The following is a 13,062-nucleotide window of genomic DNA, read 5'->3' as shown; positions in this document are numbered from 1 at the left end:
TATTTTTAAGATGGGTTGGAATACTTTCATGACAAGGGTCTTAAAAAGAAGAAAAGAGAGTAAGAGGAGGAAGGCTACCTGTTTCCGCAACAATAATTAGGCTGCCTGAATGGTTTACGCAAACGGTCCAAAAAGCGAAACGAGGTATTTTATAAACTACCCTCAAAAATCCGGGGACATATTCACAACTCTGCCTCTTCTATCATACAGCCAAGGGCCTAGGGCTTGTCGCTGGCCATTCTCATAGCGATGCATCACTCTCGGCGAACCATTCTTTCGGAATTCCAGCACTAGGCGTAGCCCCTGGTCGTCGTAACACGCCACTGAATCAACCCGGTGTGAAGCCGAATAATGTACCCATATGCCGTCCTTGTTCTTCTCCGTATTCATGGAATTGAAGACCACATCGTTGCGGGTTAAATTTGTATGCAGATACAATTTTCGGGTATTTCTGTTGCCGGGCAGGATGGCAAAAGTCTTTTCTTTGATAACGATCTCGCACTCAATCCTACTGCGTCCTAGCACGATTCCCCTTTTATGGTTGAATCGGTTGTAGAAGGTCTCGTAGTGAATTGGCTTATTGTTTATAACCGTATCTACGGAGCTAATCTTCACAATACCTGCTTTGGATTGACTGTAAGCAGTAAGCGAAATTAGAGAGGATACCAAAACAGCAAGGATTTTAGAACTGGACACGTTATCGTATTCTCTGGAGAAGGGATGCTGGTACTTTCGCCATAAGCGGGCAGATTTTTTCGCAAGAAAATGCTTTCGCCCCGTTTTTGAGGAAGAGTTCACGCAAACGGTCTAAATAGCGAAAGGAGCATAATAACGTACTTTGGCCCCTAACTGCTTGAGCTGCTCCAAATCGAAACTGACATGACTACCCAAGTTTGCGAGTTCGTTGCCTACGGTGAAACAGCGGGCGCGCCCCTGTGCATCTGCTCTCTGGCTAGTGCGCAAGCTTGGCGGGGTGCCGAAAGCGACCAGACCCGGTACTGGGATGTAGTCGAAGGGATGGGCCAAACACCGTTGTTTCAGTTCGACGCGCAATACCGCTTTTTCAATACCGAGACTGGCAATTTTGCTTTGTTTCGGTCCGCCGACAGAACGGAACTGGTGGTAGCGGAAGTCATCACGGCCGAAGAATCCGCAACCCTGCCGTGGCGAGGACTTTGCTTTTCGGAGAACCTCAACACGCGGACGCTGCTGCAGTTACGCGGTTGGACGTGCTTTTTCGACGCCGCGTTGACCTTGCCCGAGTCCCTGTTACCCCAGGCCGCGCTGTACGCTGTGGACCAAAGCACCCCGTGGAATACCGCCGTACTGGACTGCCACTACGATGCGGCCTACGAGGTCACGTTCAAGTCCGATACCCTGCACTTGGAGGGTATTTGCTTTCGTCAAGAGAGCCTGTAGGACAACTACGAGCTAAGGTTCCTTGGTTCAGCGAAACGGTCCGAAAAGCGAAACGAGCAGTTGATCGAAGAACTACTATACTCGAATAAATTCAGCCTGTTTCTCTAACGCACAGGCTCTGAATTTTGCGACAGCTTCTTTGACTACTCCCGCGTCCAAAAACTTTTCCAGCACGGTGGAAACCCCTGTGCAAACGAAGGAAACATACTGGCTGTAGAAGGTCTCTGCCTCTTCCGCAATGACAAATGGGATGTACAACACGTAGTCTACGACCTTATACTTTTTGCTACTGGATGGCCCCTTGATTTCTAACTGGGACGTGTTCGATTTAGCAGAGAGGATAATGCCCAACGTAAAGTCCAAGCCATACTTAGCCTGGAATACCACATGTTGTTGCGGCTCTAGGTGTGCCAACTGCTCTCTGAGTAACCGCATGAAAAGGTAAGAAATGGGGAAGTTGACACCTGCTTCTGGGTAAATAGCCGATACTTTGATACTAATCATCACTAAAGCTACTCTAGTTCAGGGAAACGGTCCAAAAGGGAACTAAGCTACCACACTATTTCCTCGGTGTATTCTCGGTCTCTGTACTGGGGGAAATCCCGCACTTTGACGTAGCTGCCGTCCGCGGGATTCAAGCACCAGATGGCCGCCTGTGTGCCCCGCGGGTCCACCAGCAGTTCGACGTGCGTCGCCTGCTCGTTTAAGCGCAGGGCATAGACCCAGCGTAGTGCTTCGTGCTCAATACGACTGACGCCGGCGCGGTGGTGCCAAATGGTGACGTGTTCGCCCACCACTACAGCCCATTCGTTGGTCGGGCTAATTAGGCCCCCGGAAGGGTCCCCGTAAAAGTCATCTTCGAGCAAGTGCGCCCCGTTACGCTTCTGGATCAGGACCGCATCTTCAAAGATGTGCCCTAGCAGAAGCTGGTCCGTTTCATCTAACAAGTGTAAATCGGGGTAGTTCTTATACATCGTTCACAAAAACAGTCGTTCTACCGAAAGGAGCGATTGAACAGTTATTTTGGTGGGCTTGCAGTCACCGTTGGCAATTGCTCTAAGAGTCGTACCCATTCACGCTGTCGTTGCCGCCATTCATAAGCTAATGGCTCGGCGGCGTCACTGTCCGCCTCAAAGGAGCGGGCAGTATGTCCCACTTTATATTCCTGCGTCCCTACCCACAACCGGATGTACCGCTGCTCACCGTGCACCGGGCTAGGTGGCAGAAACCGTACCTGTCCAGGATGGGCCCGGTTGTAGCGTTCCAGTTCGCGGAAGTAAGCGGGGCCCTCGTCAAGGACGTGGCGGTGCTGGAAATAAAAAGCAAAGGCAGCGGCCGAAGTAGCCACGGCGAGGTGATTGCGACAGCAATCCAGTTGCTTGGCGAAGGTGCGGCCTGCGCGCTGCCAGAACAGGTAAGCGCGCAGCTCGGCTGTGTTGCACCAGCAGTTAGTCTTTTCTTTTACTACCTCGCAGCCTACGCAGCCGCTGCGATAGTAGAGTAGGGTATCTACTCCGTCGTGGCGTAACGCCTGGGCCAGGTAGGTGGCGAGCGAATCGGTGGAAGAAGTAGTGGCCCCTGTACGAACACGGGCCAGAAAGGCCATGGTGAGCGAGTCCATGCGCTGGGGCAAGGAGGTGGGGGCAGCCGTCGGATTGTTCCGCGATTGGCAGCTTCCCAGCACGGCAAATAGTAGCAGTGCGGTCAGAAAGAATAGCAGAGACTGGCGCATAGAACAGGAAAGGTAAGTCAACGCAGTCACTATCTATCTGCAGCTGTTTATAGCCCATGCGTAGCTGTTCATTCAAACGGTCCGAAAGGTAAACGAGGGAACTGATTTACTCGCCTGGCTCCTCATTCCCCATATAAAGCACGGGCGAATCCCGCCTGTAGAGGCCGAGGAACTCCGTGAAACTTCCAGCTATTAGCTGGTACGAGCCTCCACAAAGCACGAATACGGGATTGGAGGAAGTAAAATGTACATCCAGCCGAATGGCATAAGCAAAGAGGTGCATCATGTAATCGGCAAAGACATAAAACTGACCGTGCTCGGGCCAGGTGCGAAGCAAATCGCTGTACTTGGGCGTCCCGTGATAGTCATGAAACCGCTCGGCCACCGTCTGCACTTCCTCCAGAGCATAAAAGCAAAAGAAGGGCTCGTCGTACGCGCCTCCGGTGCCATTGACGAGGGCAAAGTAGCGGACTAAATCAGCAGGCAGCTGGATCTGATGCACTGTAGCAAAGCGAGCCAATTCGGCTTCGGAAGCCGTTTGCTGAGCAACGGTCCTGCCTTGCTGCCAGTGCTGCTGGACCCGTAATAGGTCATCTTGGTCGTCCATCTGTGGGAGTCTGTTCTGTAAAGAGCGTTCAGCCAAAGGGTGATTCTAGCGAAAGGAGCGGAAGAATGAACTCACTACCTTCGGTGACATGGATAAGCAGATAACTGTACTCCTTTTACTACAGCTACTGACGGGCTGTAGCAAGATGCCTTCTAAAGAGCAGGTTTCTATTGTCAACATCGCGGACTGTGTACTTGATACAACCTCAGGCCCCCGAACTATATCTGTCTCTTCCTCTCCGGGCTATCCGCATTTCGTTAGCGGTATCATCTCCTGCCGTTCAGAGCCCATCTCAGGGGCTCTGATTCGAGTCAAAGGAACTTCTCTGACAACCCGAAGCGATGGGCAGGGCCATTATCAACTAGATGCACCGGTAGGTGCAATTCTGCAAGTAATGATGCTCAGTTACAATTGCAAAGAAGTGCAAGTGCCCCAACAAGGCTCGCTAAATATCCAGCTGACTGAGAGTATGTAGGGCTTCAAACCTCCCAAATAGCAGATTGGAGAAGGGACAAACATCAAGACGGGAGCGAGGTACTTACACCAAGATGCTTGAGATAATGCAGTAAGCTATCTGTATAGGAAAACGGTCCGAAATCTCAACGAGGGTTAGTCAAACGCAGGATTGAATAGCTTTTGTCCTTTAAGCGGGGCCAACTGTTCAATCGTCAGGGAAGTCGTGTCTTTTATCAGGACTTCTAACTCAGAAAGGCTGCATTTGAAAATGACCTGCTCTCGCTCATAGACTTCCGCCTGTAGGTACTCCTCCTCAATCTCGTCTACATACAGCTTATATCCATCCTTCCATTTCTGAACCGCCACGGAGGACCGATAGGTTACGCCATTCCGGACGAAGGTGAAGGACTTTCCCACTTGTTTGCCCGCTTCAACCCAGCTACGTACTCGCTGCAAATCATGCATAAGAAGTGAAAGGTAATGCTATGCTGCGTTCACGTAAACGGTAGTTAAGGTTAATCCTTAGTGTGAAGACACTGTTTACTCAACCCAAGTACCCTCTTTCCCTACCACGTGCCATTGGCCATTCTTCTTCACCAACAGTAAACCTGTGCCGCCGCCGCACATGTGGCGGCAATAATGGTCGACTTGCATGTAGGCTCGCAAGCTGTCCTGAGAGAAGATCGGTAAGGACAACCCATAAATCTCCCTATAGACCGATAGGCTACGGTTGTATGTTAGGTCATTCGGTGCGAAACGGGTGCTATCTAATAATCCCTTTTGCTTGTTCAATCCCTGTTGAATCAGAAACAGAGAGTCGTTTTGAGTGAAGAAGGGGCGATTGTTATGTCTCAGATAAAGTAACTCTTTCAAGCCTATTGCAAAGTACCCTGGAGGCAGCGGTGGCCCCTCTATGACATCAGGAACACGGTTGTTTACTAGATGTAGCGGTTGTACTTGGGCGAGTATTGGCCGGGCACGTGGGCTGTTGCCGGATAGGGCCAAGCTATCATTTCTGATAACGGTCTGAAGGATGGCCATACTCTCTTGGGGTATCCTATCCGGCCGTTGCTGTTGGCGGCTATCATGAGTACAAGAAGCTAACCCGATAGATATAAACCAGGCAAAGAGGAGTCTACTCATAGGGCTTGCGCTGCGGAACTAGATCCTTGAACAAGTTACTGTTTTGCGAATACCTCTTTCCCCTCGATCGACCATTGCAGCGCACCAGTTCACGAAAACGATCCGAAAGCTAAACGAGCGTTATTGCATCGTCCTATCATACTTGCTTATTTGCAGTCTATCCCTTACTATGCAAACTCTGTTCTTTTTGGTGGGAGCGCTGCTGCTCACCCCCTTTCTCTCTTTCGGGCAGTCCGTGAACATGGATTTGAACGCCATGGACGTGGTGCTGCATGACACGCTAATCAGTAAACCTGATTTTATCGCCAATGGCAACACGTTGCCTGCATCACGTGCGAAGTACCTCGTCTTTGCACCGCCCACTGACGGGCCCCGAACGATTTATTATCTCTCAGGAGGCCGTTACGCTCAGGGAATGCTCAAAAGCGGTAAGGAGACGGGCGAGTGGACGTACTGGCATCGTAATGGCCAAAAAGCGCGAGTAGGGCCGTACGTAAACGGGCAGCGCGAAGGCACGCACACCTATTGGTATGAGAACGGCAACCTGCGGGGAGTGGGCGGCTTCAAGCACGACGTGTATGAGGGCACCTGGACCATGTACGCGGAAGACGGCAAGCAGCAGAGTGTCCAAACCTTCCAGAACGGGAGGCCCATCAAATAACGTCAACCCTCGGTAGAGTTCAGCGAAAGGGTCTGAAAAGCGAAAGGAGCGTTTTCATTTAGCTAGCACCCAATCCACACCATACACAATTGTGTAGAATGCGGCTAAGGTGAAACTTCCGCTGGCGCCATAGTCGCGAATCACCTTGCGTCTGCCATTGTCATAAATGATGGTTGTAACAGTTGTTGTTTGGTCGGATGGCCTTGCGCTGTACTCTTCATGGAGCTTAGGAAAGTTCGCATAGTTGAGTAAATCCAGCGCCAAGAGAATTTGCTTTTTTGGCAGCGTGCCCGTGTACCTTTTTTGATTCCAATACTGCTCTTTGAGCGCCGTAGAAGTCATCTTGTTACCATCAATGAACACCTTGATGGTCGGGCAATCACCTTCACACTGGCCATTGTTTTCTACCGTCAGGGACGCTATCCTACTTGCCAGGTTCCTGCTGGAATAGTTCACAATTTGCCCTGCTCTCACGACCAACGTATCGCAATTCAGCTTTGAGTAGAGCGCCATACCCTGTTCGTCATCTAGGCCGGTCTGGTATTGGCTGTACAACAGAACGCTATTGACCCTATGCATCGTTTTCGTAACAGGGTACACAAACTGATGGCGGTAGGGATCTTCAAGACTGGGTCTTATAACTCGATAGTCCTTCTTCTCTGACAAGACAAAGGCAAGCTGCGTAATACCTTCTGTTCGAAAAATAAGCAGGTCAGTCTCCCCGTTGTGGTCAATATCAGTTTTCAGCCAATTGTTGGCCCCCAAGGAGTCGTTTACCTGTCGTCGGCCTTCATAGAAAGGGACAAGCTTGAGCTGCTTTGGGTGCAAGGCAATATGCTGTTGCCAGAAAGTCATTACATCCGCATCTGTCTGCAAGGCATCAATGGCATTTGCCTGTTGAGCAAAGCCTACATGAGTAGCAAGGATGTCTAGGAGAAGAAACCACAGTCGTTTATAACTTACAAGCAGAGAATGCATTTTTTATCTTGTTCACGCGAAGGGTCCGAATAGTGAGAGATTGATTACTACTTCAGGGCCTTCACCTCATGCAATAGGTTCAAAGCCGGTTGCAACACGACGCTGTCCGCCGGTAGTAAGAAAGGCACTCCTTCCCTGGTGCGGGCCCCGGCCAGGGGTTGCAAGGATGGACCAGGCGGATTCGGCACCTGCACATCTGCAAATTCGCCCGCTAAGCTGCAGGTGGTGACGGAGCCTTGCTTTACCCAGAGCATCTCCTGCCGGACCGCGGAACGATAGTCCAGGCACAGGGTGGTAAAGTGCCCAGAAGGGATGGGTAGAAGCTTCGCGAGGGCTGAACTGGAAAAATGGGTGCTATCCACCTGCCCTGGTCGCCGGTAGGTGTAGGCCGTAAACCGGTCTGGGCCGCGCTGCACGATGCGCAGGCAGCGGCTCTGGTTGGGACGCCCTGACACAGTCACCATGTAGAGCAGCGCATGCGGGGCGCCCACGTGCTGGGTAAAGTCCTGCACGGCTGCATAGGCGGCCGTAGTGTCTGCCGCGGCGTACTCGACGGGCTTCTTTTCCCGCATCACATGGCACGTGGACGCCGCCGGAACCGAAACGCGCTGGGTGGTGCACGCACCCAGTGCAGCTAGTAGGAAGAGAGAAGGACGCATCAGGCCGGAAGATACACCCACTCACTTACAATTAGCCACCTGCGCACGGCTCACTGAAAGGGTCGTTCTACCGAAAGGAGGGTAATTTCAGTTGCGAAGCTTCTTCACAAAAAAAGGGATGCGTAACTGTTTGTAGGTCGACTGTCAAGGAGTCACGGTTTGTCGCATCCCACGACCTCTGGGGCTGTATAAACTTGTACTGAAATGAATTGGGTCCTGGCTGCTTCGGGTAGTAGGAGAAGTAAAAGCGTCCATCCTGACTTTGCGCTACTACTTGAACGGTGTCTACTACCGGCCAGCGGTCAACTGCCTTTCGGTCTTCTCGCAGGACGCCTACGATCATTGTCACGTTGCCCTTCAGCGGATAGCCAAAACGAACAGAGCCAGCATATTTTTCTCCCCACCAGATTGTATCCTTAGCTTCTGTGATAGGAACCGGGCTGCCAAGCGGAGATTCCCCAGGTGGACTATAGAAAATGTCGTAAATCCCGTTTCCATCCCGGTCATAGGTGGACTGCTGCGTCCTTTTCCCCAGAGAATCAAACGTTACGGCCGTGCCTGTCCGAACGCCATGGGTATACCGTCTTACCTGTTGCAGCGCCCCGTTTCGGTAATAGCTCAAGGAAAGTCCGTGCAGCGTATCATTCAGGAACGTGAGGCTGTCTTTCAAGGCGCCGCTCGAATAATAGTACGATGTTACGCCTGTTCGCTTTCCCTCTACCCAACGGGACGTATTATCGATAGTGCCAGTGGGGCTATACTCGATTGCCCGGCCGTGCAGACGTTTCCCTCGTACGGTAGCTAGCACATGCAGACGCCCATCTGGATAAGCCACCTTGACACCACGGTCTTGTTGGGTATCACGGCAACCAATACTGCATACACCCAAGCTGAGTAGGAACACACTAGCAAGACATCCTCTCCCTATTCTCATTGGATTCTTAGTAGGGAGACAATAGCTCCAGCAGGGCACTCCAGAAGTGTGGCGAAGGCAAAAAAAGTCGTAAGCACTATTCTAATTAGTTGACTCGTCCAATATAAGGCTCGTTCACGAAAACGGCCCGATTAGTAAAAGGAGCATTTAAGGTATAATGGTCCATTCAACGAAACGCTTGGCCCCCTCATAGGAAAACACCCCTTTTGCTCGCTGGCATAGCTGTCTGTTAGTCACCAACTTCGTTCGCAGCAGCTCTTCGATTTCATCGTGTCTGGTTCGGTCTTCAGGCAAGGCCGGGTGGGTGGCTAACGTGACCGTCCCCGCATCAAAGGCCGCCTCCCACCGTTCCCAAATGGCCCAATCTTCCAGCGCCAAGTGGTAGGTTTCGGCATCTAATGGCGTCAACAAGTAGTCTTCAGCCAATTCATCGCTGCCAGCATCGATGCCGACGTACCATGGGCACTCATAGTAATGAGGTTTTCCTTCAAAGTCTGCGACGCCTTTCCGTGGACCATCGTACCAATCAGTCATGGTATGAACTAGTTCTTTCACGGCTGCTTATTACTTTTCATGCTCAAAGTAAGGTTCATCTTAACGGTCGTTCTGGCAGCTACCGGCGTTCTAGTTTCTCGATAGCCTTAAGTACCGCTTCCCGGTTTTTTGCCACTTTGATAAATTGGGGCAACCGCTCTACCATGGTGTTATGGCCAGCGATGTTTCTCTCTCGCAAGTGCGAAGCAACGTAGCGCTTGATGTCGCTCAGATGGGACCGGCTATAGGCCCATAATATCTGACCTTTGACGTCTACCTGTAACCATAAAGGCAAATTGAAAATTGGGTCTACACCTGGGCCGGCCGCTTGGTACGTCAGCCGGTAGGCTTCGTTTCGGGGTTGGTACGTACGCGTGACGCCGCAGTGGGGGCACGCAACGGCCAGGGTATCTACTTGCTGCTTCGACCGGGGTATCACCGTGGCGACTTCTTTGCCGCAGGTGTCGCAATTCCTTTTGATGGACACACGGTATGCCACCGCGTCCGCGGCCCTTTCGGTGTAGGCACAGTGGGAACACGCCAACGTGCTGTTGGGAAGATACCGGAAGTCACTTGCTCTAACAGTAGCGGTAATCAAGGCGGCGTGGGCACACTTTGGGCATTCGACCAGCATCTCGGCCCAGTACGACTGTTTCCAAGTGGGCGCACCGGTGAAGCGGAGGGCAGTTTCTTCCATCACTCTAAGGTAAAAGCGTTCAGCCAAACGGTGGGTTAAGCCGCTATCATCCAGCTGCTTGTTATCATAAATCGACTTCTCGGATAAGTACCATGGTAGATGAAAAGAATGATCATGCCTTGCAGTTTGCTTGGGCGCTAGTAGAAACGGGGGAGCCAACAGGACGTTACGAGAAGCGCATCATCGGCATGCACGATCATTGGCTCAGCGAAGAAGCAGAGGAGCAAATCATTTTCTATCAAGGCATCCATAACGAACAAGACTATCAGCACTATTTAGAGCAGGAAGCCAATCTAGTAGCGCTGTATTTGGCCGTGCACTGCTGTGCTCCCTTGCTAGTATATGATGAGGCAGAGGAGCAGTTTCAAGCACTTCACGATGTGTCGGCGTTAATCCAGCAAGTGACATTAGGAGCCCGTGAAAAGGAGCACTACCTCTTCTACAGTCCCGCGTTTGACAGTATCTGGACGAGTGCCCATGATGTAGCGGTCGTACTCTATCTGCTAGATCCGGAAGGCAAACCAGCTGTGGAGGGCGCTATTGCTCAGTTGGTTAAGGCGCACAACTTATATATGCTTCACTAACAGGAAGCTGGAATAGAGTGTAAACGTAAGTTAGGATTACGTTGGTATTTGACGCATCAACTCACGACCAGAGGCCGACCGAGCCTGAACCAGGGGCAAGCTTAGTTCAGCCAAACGGTCCGAATGCTGAGGGGAGTGTTTCAACCGCCGCTATCAGGGAGCGTATCTACCTCATCCGCAATTTGTAGATACAAGTGCTGATGTAAGACGTGACCTGTTTCGGCAAGGAGCAGTTCGTGCATTTTTACAGAGGTAGTGGTTTCAGGTATCTTCAATCGCAGCAGTTGCTTGATATGCAGTTTTAGCGCAGCTTTATCAAACGGCCCTTGCATACGTTTTAGAACCGCCACACTGGCCCACGTGATGCTGCCGGCATCGTCCGCGTGCGTGATGATTTTCAGGAAACGGGGGAGGTAAGGGGTACAATCAAAATGGGCGCACGCCCAAATATACGGTCGTGCATACCCCGCATTTTCGGGTGCCTGAGCCGCCTTCAACAGTGCTGGTATCACTTGTGCATTTCCACAGAATCGAAGCGCTACGGAGGCAAAGTGACGTACTTCGCGGCTCTCGGCCCGAAGCAGCTTCGAGAGCGGTACGGCCGCATCGAAATCGCCCCATGCCTGCTGGATAAAGCGTAAGTGGCGGTGACGTGTTTGATCTTGTGGCGCCGCTTTCTGAATCGCCCGGCTCAGTTGCTGCTGCAATGCCCGGATTTCTCTTGCGGTCAAAATGTGCTCCATATACGGCCAACGTAAAATTCCCTCACAAAAAATCGCTTCGAACAGGTTGCTACTAGCTTACCGCTCCTTGCTGCTGCGGCTGGGATGGGCAGGGTAGTACACAAAAATGGCCCTTCTAGCGAAAGGAGCGTTTACCTCTCCTGAGCAAAATGGGCACACCGCCTATATCCTATATATAGGGTGCGGAGATGTATTCCACACAGGTTCCGTTGACCCTGAACCACACGGCTTCTTCGGCACTTTCTTCGGTTAAGATTACTTCTTTGCTTAGCGCTGTCGACAGGTCGATTAAATAGGCCAGGACCTGTTCATGATCGGCCGGGGTGCGGATTTCTCCAGGGGCCAGGTCTTGCTCGATGTTGGTTTCGACAAAGAAGTGGCAGTTGGCTTGCACGTTGCCGAGGAACACGGCGGCCAGGACGGTGAGTTGTTCGCGGCCCGCGTCCCAGCGCCGAGCGATGAAGTCAGCGTTGATCGCCGTGGCCGGCGCTCCGCCGTTGTGGCCTTCCGCCTCCCAGCGCACGGGATAGCGGGCGTTGACGAAGGCTATCCAGCGGTTCCAATCTTCCCGCGTAGTGTCCAGAACGTAGATGTCGCGCAGGGAACCGTCATCGCTGTACACGGTGCGTTTTAAGGTTTCCCAGTCGGGTAAAGTGGTTGAAGGAAGGGGAAGCATACGGCGAAGAAACAGATTTCCCAGTAAGCAGTGCGATACATAGTCAAGTTCAGTGAAACGGTCCAATTAGTGAAAGGCTTCAGCTTTTTGGTAGAAATCCAAAGAACTCCCGCACGCGCTGGCGCCAAGTCACGTGGCTCTCAAACTCGGGAGCGGGAACCGGCGCAACCCGATCAGCATTTTTGTAGTTCTGCTGCCAGTGCGGAATGGTCGCACAGACCTGCTCGGCAAACTCTTTGGTGAGGGAATTGATGGTGCCCGGGTTAAAGTGCGGCTTTGGGGAGAAGTGCTCTTTTAGTTTAGCAATGACCGCGGGGTTATAGCACACCTGGGGCCGCAGGTTTTCAACGAGCCGAACGTCGAGAGCCAGGGTGATGAACCGTTTGGATTTGCGGTGCATACCCACCACGATAATGCTCTGGCACATGCCAGCGTACCAGTTGATGATGTACACTTTGGCTCCCGGGGCAAAATGCTTGGTGCCGAAGCGAATTTCAGCTCCCCCAGGCCCATAAGGCCGCTCCCGGACAATGTTGCCCACCGCCGTCCAGTAGGACTCGGATACTCCGGTAGCATCTGTGGTAGTTGAAGAATCCATAGCGTCCTGAGTTTAAAATAACGGTGGTTTCGCTTACTAAGCGCACAGTATACGCAACAACACTTCTACTGTCCTTGCATGTCCACTATTCCCGCCGCTTCGGTCAACTGAGCAGCGACCAGCCCCACCCATAAAACAAGCTCAGCCCTCAGCCCGCCTCGCTTCCAAGCGAAGCCGATAGTACACGACTGGGGCGGTAGCAGGGCCGCTCCATCGACAGGCAAGAATACGCAGGCTTCCTTCAGGCGAGTAGTCCAACAGATCCCTGGAGCGGGGGAAGCGCTTGGTCCGGGAAATATAGCCTTGCAGGAAAGCTGCGCATTCCGGCAAGGGAAGGGTCGACTCTTGGACATCGACCTGGTACGTAAAAGCCATAAGGGTAGGAGCAGGACGCCGTAAGATAACAAGGCCGAGCCAGGAAGAGCGTATGGCCAACCCGATACGCAGCCTAGGCCCCACGACACAAAAAAGCCCACCGGTTGAAAACCGACGGGCTTGCCCTTGAGAATGCCTTTACCTACTACCAGGGCAGGACAAATATAGGATGTTCTGAATAATAGTGTGTGAGCTTGCCTAAGAGGTAACAATTCGTTCATGCCCGCCCGAGTGGCCCCGGTCCCATAAGGCCGTACGCACTACAA

16 protein-coding genes are annotated in these 13,062 nt (G+C 52.1%); 4 read left to right on the top strand and 12 right to left on the bottom strand.

All coding sequences use genetic code 11. From position 1 onward, the window contains the following. The first annotated feature begins 879 nt into the window (after positions 1-879). A complete protein-coding gene (locus E5K02_RS25270) occupies positions 880-1,419 on the top strand; it encodes a hypothetical protein (RefSeq protein WP_135399336.1) in 540 nt (179 codons plus the stop codon). Positions 1,420-1,494: 75 nt separating this feature from the next. Here E5K02_RS25270 and E5K02_RS25265 read toward each other — a convergent pair whose 3' ends face one another. The 4 genes from E5K02_RS25265 to E5K02_RS25250 form a co-directional block, all read right to left on the bottom strand. Beyond that, complete coding sequence (locus E5K02_RS25265) at positions 1,495-1,923, bottom strand: hypothetical protein (RefSeq protein WP_135399334.1); 429 nt, start codon at positions 1,921-1,923, stop codon at positions 1,495-1,497. 47 nt (positions 1,924-1,970) lie between these two features. Beyond that, complete coding sequence (locus E5K02_RS25260) at positions 1,971-2,393, bottom strand: hypothetical protein (RefSeq protein ID WP_135399332.1); 423 nt, start codon at positions 2,391-2,393, stop codon at positions 1,971-1,973. Between the two features lie 44 nt (positions 2,394-2,437). Then, positions 2,438-3,151 (bottom strand): hypothetical protein, encoded by a 714-nt coding sequence (locus tag E5K02_RS25255; protein WP_167856590.1) that lies wholly within the window; start codon positions 3,149-3,151, stop codon positions 2,438-2,440. Between the two features lie 106 nt (positions 3,152-3,257). Beyond that, positions 3,258-3,758, bottom strand: coding sequence for an SMI1/KNR4 family protein (locus tag E5K02_RS25250; RefSeq protein WP_135399328.1), 501 nt, complete (start codon positions 3,756-3,758; stop codon positions 3,258-3,260). 88 nt (positions 3,759-3,846) lie between these two features. On the opposite strand from E5K02_RS25250, the gene E5K02_RS26310 reads away from it, so the two are divergent. Continuing rightward, entirely contained in the window at positions 3,847-4,233 is a 387-nt protein-coding gene (locus tag E5K02_RS26310; RefSeq protein ID WP_135399326.1) for a carboxypeptidase-like regulatory domain-containing protein, read from the top strand. Between the two features lie 134 nt (positions 4,234-4,367). On the opposite strand, the gene E5K02_RS25240 is transcribed toward E5K02_RS26310, so the two are convergent. Then, the gene (locus tag E5K02_RS25240) at positions 4,368-4,679 is read right to left on the bottom strand and encodes a hypothetical protein (protein WP_135399324.1); all 312 of its coding nucleotides are present in this window, start codon (positions 4,677-4,679) and stop codon (positions 4,368-4,370) included. A gap of 75 nt (positions 4,680-4,754) precedes the next feature. Continuing rightward, positions 4,755-5,255 (bottom strand): hypothetical protein, encoded by a 501-nt coding sequence (locus E5K02_RS25235; RefSeq protein ID WP_135399322.1) that lies wholly within the window; start codon positions 5,253-5,255, stop codon positions 4,755-4,757. A gap of 271 nt (positions 5,256-5,526) precedes the next feature. Between E5K02_RS25235 and E5K02_RS25230 the strand changes: the two genes are divergently transcribed. Further along, complete coding sequence (locus E5K02_RS25230) at positions 5,527-6,018, top strand: toxin-antitoxin system YwqK family antitoxin (protein ID WP_135399320.1); 492 nt, start codon at positions 5,527-5,529, stop codon at positions 6,016-6,018. Between the two features lie 54 nt (positions 6,019-6,072). Here E5K02_RS25230 and E5K02_RS25225 read toward each other — a convergent pair whose 3' ends face one another. From E5K02_RS25225 to E5K02_RS25210, 3 genes are all read right to left on the bottom strand, one after another. After that, positions 6,073-6,996, bottom strand: coding sequence for a DUF6438 domain-containing protein (locus E5K02_RS25225; RefSeq protein ID WP_135399319.1), 924 nt, complete (start codon positions 6,994-6,996; stop codon positions 6,073-6,075). A 47-nt stretch (positions 6,997-7,043) separates the two neighbouring features. Further along, positions 7,044-7,655 carry a hypothetical protein gene (locus E5K02_RS25220; protein WP_135399317.1) on the bottom strand — a complete coding sequence of 204 codons (612 nt, stop codon included), beginning with the start codon at positions 7,653-7,655 and terminating at the stop codon, positions 7,044-7,046. A 1,081-nt stretch (positions 7,656-8,736) separates the two neighbouring features. Further along, positions 8,737-9,123 carry a hypothetical protein gene (locus E5K02_RS25210; protein ID WP_135399313.1) on the bottom strand — a complete coding sequence of 129 codons (387 nt, stop codon included), beginning with the start codon at positions 9,121-9,123 and terminating at the stop codon, positions 8,737-8,739. Positions 9,124-9,912: 789 nt separating this feature from the next. On the opposite strand from E5K02_RS25210, the gene E5K02_RS25205 reads away from it, so the two are divergent. Beyond that, positions 9,913-10,404 (top strand): hypothetical protein, encoded by a 492-nt coding sequence (locus tag E5K02_RS25205; protein WP_135399311.1) that lies wholly within the window; start codon positions 9,913-9,915, stop codon positions 10,402-10,404. A 140-nt stretch (positions 10,405-10,544) separates the two neighbouring features. Here the strand turns inward: E5K02_RS25205 and E5K02_RS25200 are convergent, their stop codons facing one another. The 3 genes from E5K02_RS25200 to E5K02_RS25190 all read right to left on the bottom strand — a co-directional run bounded on the left by E5K02_RS25200 (position 10,545) and on the right by E5K02_RS25190 (position 12,421). After that, on the bottom strand, positions 10,545-11,147 hold the full coding sequence (locus E5K02_RS25200; RefSeq protein WP_135399309.1) for a hypothetical protein: 603 nt from the start codon (positions 11,145-11,147) through the stop codon (positions 10,545-10,547). Between the two features lie 169 nt (positions 11,148-11,316). After that, the gene (locus tag E5K02_RS25195; RefSeq protein WP_135399307.1) at positions 11,317-11,823 is read right to left on the bottom strand and encodes a hypothetical protein; all 507 of its coding nucleotides are present in this window, start codon (positions 11,821-11,823) and stop codon (positions 11,317-11,319) included. A gap of 79 nt (positions 11,824-11,902) precedes the next feature. Beyond that, positions 11,903-12,421 carry a hypothetical protein gene (locus E5K02_RS25190; protein WP_135399305.1) on the bottom strand — a complete coding sequence of 173 codons (519 nt, stop codon included), beginning with the start codon at positions 12,419-12,421 and terminating at the stop codon, positions 11,903-11,905. Positions 12,422-13,062: the final 641 nt, after the last annotated feature.

This window comes from Hymenobacter metallicola, from assembly GCF_004745645.1.
GTDB classification, from domain to species: Bacteria; Bacteroidota; Bacteroidia; order Cytophagales; family Hymenobacteraceae; genus Hymenobacter; species Hymenobacter metallicola.
The sequence above is the reverse complement of the archived record's forward strand: the minus strand, read 5'-3'. Positions and strand labels throughout refer to the sequence as shown.

Coding starts and splice junctions, on each gene's coding strand:
- E5K02_RS25255 (WP_167856590.1), bottom strand. CDS start 3,151: ATGCGCCAGTCTCTGCTATTCTTTCTGACCGCACTGCTACTATTTGCC.
- E5K02_RS25190 (WP_135399305.1), bottom strand. CDS start 12,421: ATGGATTCTTCAACTACCACAGATGCTACCGGAGTATCCGAGTCCTAC.
- E5K02_RS25270 (WP_135399336.1), top strand. CDS start 880: ATGACTACCCAAGTTTGCGAGTTCGTTGCCTACGGTGAAACAGCGGGC.
- E5K02_RS26310 (WP_135399326.1), top strand. CDS start 3,847: ATGGATAAGCAGATAACTGTACTCCTTTTACTACAGCTACTGACGGGC.
- E5K02_RS25235 (WP_135399322.1), bottom strand. CDS start 5,255: ATGGCCATCCTTCAGACCGTTATCAGAAATGATAGCTTGGCCCTATCC.
- E5K02_RS25200 (WP_135399309.1), bottom strand. CDS start 11,147: ATGGAGCACATTTTGACCGCAAGAGAAATCCGGGCATTGCAGCAGCAA.
- E5K02_RS25225 (WP_135399319.1), bottom strand. CDS start 6,996: ATGCATTCTCTGCTTGTAAGTTATAAACGACTGTGGTTTCTTCTCCTA.
- E5K02_RS25220 (WP_135399317.1), bottom strand. CDS start 7,655: ATGCGTCCTTCTCTCTTCCTACTAGCTGCACTGGGTGCGTGCACCACC.
- E5K02_RS25210 (WP_135399313.1), bottom strand. CDS start 9,123: ATGACTGATTGGTACGATGGTCCACGGAAAGGCGTCGCAGACTTTGAA.
- E5K02_RS25250 (WP_135399328.1), bottom strand. CDS start 3,758: ATGGACGACCAAGATGACCTATTACGGGTCCAGCAGCACTGGCAGCAA.
- E5K02_RS25195 (WP_135399307.1), bottom strand. CDS start 11,823: ATGCTTCCCCTTCCTTCAACCACTTTACCCGACTGGGAAACCTTAAAA.
- E5K02_RS25205 (WP_135399311.1), top strand. CDS start 9,913: ATGGTAGATGAAAAGAATGATCATGCCTTGCAGTTTGCTTGGGCGCTA.
- E5K02_RS25260 (WP_135399332.1), bottom strand. CDS start 2,393: ATGTATAAGAACTACCCCGATTTACACTTGTTAGATGAAACGGACCAG.
- E5K02_RS25265 (WP_135399334.1), bottom strand. CDS start 1,923: ATGATTAGTATCAAAGTATCGGCTATTTACCCAGAAGCAGGTGTCAAC.
- E5K02_RS25240 (WP_135399324.1), bottom strand. CDS start 4,679: ATGCATGATTTGCAGCGAGTACGTAGCTGGGTTGAAGCGGGCAAACAA.
- E5K02_RS25230 (WP_135399320.1), top strand. CDS start 5,527: ATGCAAACTCTGTTCTTTTTGGTGGGAGCGCTGCTGCTCACCCCCTTT.